This is a genomic window from Streptomyces alkaliphilus (genome assembly GCF_014141535.1).
Taxonomy (GTDB): Bacteria; Actinomycetota; Actinomycetes; order Streptomycetales; family Streptomycetaceae; genus Streptomyces; species Streptomyces alkaliphilus.
The window spans coordinates 1-3,173 of the sequence record NZ_VKHT01000614.1; the positions used below are offsets into that span (position 1 = coordinate 1).

3 protein-coding genes are annotated in these 3,173 nt (G+C 67.3%); all 3 read right to left on the minus strand.

Features of this window, described 5'->3' with window-relative positions:
• Window positions 1–29: 29 nt before the first annotated feature.
• The 3 genes from FNQ90_RS17465 to FNQ90_RS17475 all read right to left on the minus strand — a co-directional run bounded on the left by FNQ90_RS17465 (window position 30) and on the right by FNQ90_RS17475 (window position 2,452).
• Window positions 30–1,226, minus strand: a complete 1,197-nt coding sequence (locus tag FNQ90_RS17465; RefSeq protein WP_182607239.1) for an MAB_1171c family putative transporter — start codon at window positions 1,224–1,226, stop codon at window positions 30–32.
• Window positions 1,223–1,624, minus strand: coding sequence for a hypothetical protein (locus FNQ90_RS17470; RefSeq protein WP_182607240.1), 402 nt, complete (start codon window positions 1,622–1,624; stop codon window positions 1,223–1,225). The genes FNQ90_RS17465 and FNQ90_RS17470 overlap by 4 nt, the downstream gene beginning before the upstream one ends.
• A 381-nt stretch (window positions 1,625–2,005) precedes the next feature.
• Entirely contained in the window at window positions 2,006–2,452 is a 447-nt protein-coding gene (locus tag FNQ90_RS17475) for a helix-turn-helix domain-containing protein (protein WP_182607241.1), read from the minus strand.
• Window positions 2,453–3,173 lie beyond the last annotated feature (721 nt).

Genomic DNA, 3,173 nt, shown 5'->3' on the forward strand with positions numbered 1-3,173 from the left:
GGTGGGGGTCGGTGGTGGGGTGAAGGTGCTCATGGCTGGGGCTCCGGTAGGCGGTCGCAGGTGTCCGCGAATTCGTGGGCGAGATCGGAGTGGTAGGCGTCGGACAGGCGGGTGAGCACAGAGATCTCCCCGAGCAGGTCCCGGCCGCCTTCGACCGGTGGGTGGTCACGGCTCGCCTGCGGGGCCTCGCCGCGCAGTTTGGCGCGGCGGGCCGCGAGGAGCCAGCAGGCTTCGGCGGCGACGGCGGCCCGTGCCCCGGTGAGCCCTCGGGCCTCGACATGTCGCCGGGCTCGCTCCCGGAGGTCGGCGGGCGCGTGGTCACCGAGCACCAGGGCGGCGTCGCGGATCTCGATGGTGCGGCGGTAGAGGCGGCCGAGCATGTCGCGGGGGTCGAGCCGGTCGGCGGTCGGGCCGCGTGGGGAATCGAGTCGCACGGCCGGGGCGGCACGGGTGAGGTCGAGCCACAAGGGACGCAGAGCGAGCAACGCCCGTCTCCTCTTCCCCCAGGTGCGCAGCTTTCCGAGGACGGGGAGCGTGCTGCCCACCACGATGAGAAGGAGCGCGGTCATGAGCAGGTAGGTGCTCACCCGGTCGTCGAGATCTCCGGGAAGGATCCCGTCCCCGGTCATGTGCGCGATGAGAGCCGCGATACGGACCAGGGCGTAGGCCACTCCCGCTGCCATACCGGCGCCGATGGTCCCGAGTCCCCAGCCGAGGGCTCGTCCGTCGGCCTTGCGGCTCCAGCGCAGACAGACCCGCGTACCGGCCAGCAGGGAAAGGGTGAGGAAGCCGAGAAAGACCGTCGTGTAGGCGAGGAGTGCCATCCGGGCGGCGGGGTCCTGGAATATCGCCCTGGTCTCGTAGGGCTGGAGCTTCGCGAAGAAGAGCGTCGACATGATGGCTGCCGTGGCGAGGGGAAGGATGACGCGCAGTCGTTTCACCGCGGGGCTGCCGTCCTGCTGGCCGGAGACCTTGCGCAGGAACGCCAGTAGGGCAGCCGCCGAAAGCACTCCGCCGGAGAGGTGTTTGAGCAGGTAGGAGAGGTCGACGATGCCGGTCAGTTGATCGAGAGCCCGCCCTGCCGGTAGACGCAACGTCATCATCACGGCCAGGCCGAAGAACGTCCACCAGAGAGCTCGGTCGTGTCCCTTTCCCCACACCTTGACGGCACGCCACGCGGTGGTGATCCACAGAAGGATCGCCATGACCAATTCGAAGGACCTCATCGGTCGCTCTCACCCCGCAATGCCGCGTCGAGACGATCGAGTTCGGGGGCGCGAGTGCCCGCTACGGGCCGCAGGTCGGCCATCTTGGCTATACGGGTGGCGAGGAGTTCGGCTTCCCGCTCTCGGGCGTTACTGAAGTTGGCCCGCCCCAATACGGCGCGGACGGTGCGGGGGTCGATGGTGGTGAAGAGGTTCTTGAGGTCCACCCCGGGACCCCTGCCGTCGGTGACGTTGTGCCCGAGCAGCATGTGACTGATCTCGTGCAGGACGATGTGGTCCCGGTGCAGCGGAGAGGTCGATGCCTCGTGGAAGATGTAGTCGGCGCTGTCGAGTTCCACCCACAGCCCGCACAGCTCGTTGTCCCTGCCCTTGATTCCCTCGATCGGCTGCACGAACACGGGTCGTCCACGATGTTTCTCGACCGCGTCGAGGAATTTATCGACATCGAAGGGTATGGGAATTTCGATTCCGATCAGAGGATCGGGGTTCCCCTGAAGGCGACGCCGGAAGAAGGGCGCCCGGAGCCGTCGAAACAGACGCAACGTTTCTCTCCCGGATCTTGCATCATCTTTTCCGAATGGCGCACCATTTCATGCACCACGCGGCCAGCCGTAGATCTTCGGACTTCATCATCGACATTCGGGGCAGCCAGGAGCGCTGCCCGTCCGGCTTCGGTAACGCGACAACGCACAGGGCGCCGGCTCGGTCACCGGACATGGCGTCGATGGAGTACGAAGCACCCTCCGGTGCGGGGATCGGGAAAGCCTGTCGCATCGTGATCACGCACCCTCGCGGGGCTGCTCGTTCTTGTTCAGCCCTTCGAGCTCGCGGGCGCGCTCGATGATCGCCTGCACGGTCCGCAGGGTCTCCGGAGAAAGCCCCGAAGCCCGCAGCGCCACGGAGCGCACCTGGCTGTCGCGCATGGACTCCAGCAGCGACAACTCCGTGTCCACGCGCCGCCCTTCCTCCTCGTCGAAGAAGTAGGAGGGAGGGACGCCGAAGAAATCCGCGAGAGCCTTGAGGTACTTGATGCCGGGGTTGTCCCGCTGCCCTTTTCGCAGCTGGTGGAGGAAGCTCGCCGACATGGTCGGGCCTCCCCTGTCGGCGATCCCCTGGGCCACCTCGCGCAGGGAGTACGGGCCGCGCCCCGCGGGGTGGATCACCTGGAAGAGGCGGTCAACCTTCTCCGCGAGGATCCGCCCCTCCTCGCTCACCTCGTCACCCATCGGTTGACCTCCCTTCGCCAAGGATCACGCGCCCACCTCCTGCGGCGTTCACAGGTGTGGACGATACACGAGCCCTCCCACCCCAGCGTCCTCTCCCGTTGACACGGAGCGCTGTTGTCGGCTTACGATCACTCAGCGCTGTCCACAAGCGGAAACAGCGCGGGGTCGGCCTTGCCGTACCCCGGACCCGAAGAACACGGAGGAGACGGGATGCCGGCCCAACGAGCGCTCCGGCCGACAGGACGGGCGCACGAGGCGAGTCCCTCCCCCAGCCGGCCGGGCGAGGTATCCCGGCACGATGCCGACCGGTCCGGCTCCGGCACGCTTGCGCCTGCGGTAACGACGTCCCCGCTCTTATGACTTGTACCGAGTTGTTGAACCAACTCTGGATCTTGTCGGGAGTGCGTGCGTATGTTCGTCGTCGCCGGGGCAGCCCGGCCGGCAGGACGAACACAAGGAGCAGCCCACGCCACCCCTGACCTCATAGGACCCCGCACACAGCGACGGCGCCCGGGAGCGGCAACTCCCGAACGCCGAACGCTTCACGGCTGAACCGCCCCGGCAAGGGCGGAGATCGCCATCATCACCGCGCTGATCCCTTCCACGGGGCGTCTCAGCGTGGCAACACCGAGGGAGATTCTTACATGCGCTCTGCCCTGCGCAAAAGGACCGAGGGTCCGATCCGCGCGGCAGCCGCCCGCTTCCCCCACCCCACCCTGTC